Origin of the sequence: Pseudoalteromonas sp. BSi20439 (genome assembly GCF_000241165.1) — a bacterium.
Classification (GTDB): Bacteria; Pseudomonadota; Gammaproteobacteria; order Enterobacterales; family Alteromonadaceae; genus Pseudoalteromonas.
Map to the genome: position 1 here is coordinate 1 of NZ_BADW01000132.1, position 382 is coordinate 382.

The 382-nt window shown below is 42.4% G+C and carries 2 tRNA genes; both read left to right on the forward strand.

The window, feature by feature from the left end:
- The first annotated feature begins 28 nt into the window (after window positions 1-28).
- A tRNA-Ile gene (locus P20439_RS11615) sits at window positions 29-105 on the forward strand.
- Window positions 106-216: 111 nt separating this feature from the next.
- Window positions 217-292 (forward strand) — tRNA-Ala (locus tag P20439_RS11620).
- Window positions 293-382 lie beyond the last annotated feature (90 nt).

A 382-nucleotide genomic window follows, 5' to 3' on the forward strand; every position in this document is an offset into this window, starting at 1 on the left:
ATTGTAAAGAGAACAACACTTATTGTTTGGGTCTGTAGCTCAGCTGGTTAGAGCGCACCCCTGATAAGGGTGAGGTCGGTAGTTCAAATCTACTCAGACCCACCACTTCTTCTTAATACTTCGTTGTAAGCTTCGTTGTTTAGTAAACTAAACGGCCTCAACTTACGCCTTGTGTTAAAAATAAGTCGGTATACAAACAGTAAGACCAGCATATGTGGGGCTATAGCTCAGCTGGGAGAGCGCCTGCCTTGCACGCAGGAGGTCAGCAGTTCGATCCTGCTTAGCTCCACCACTTTACTTCTTAAAAATAAATATTCTTTTATCGGGTAGCACAATCACCTGAGAATAGAGTGTGTTTAATTTTGAGAAGTTTTTGATTCTC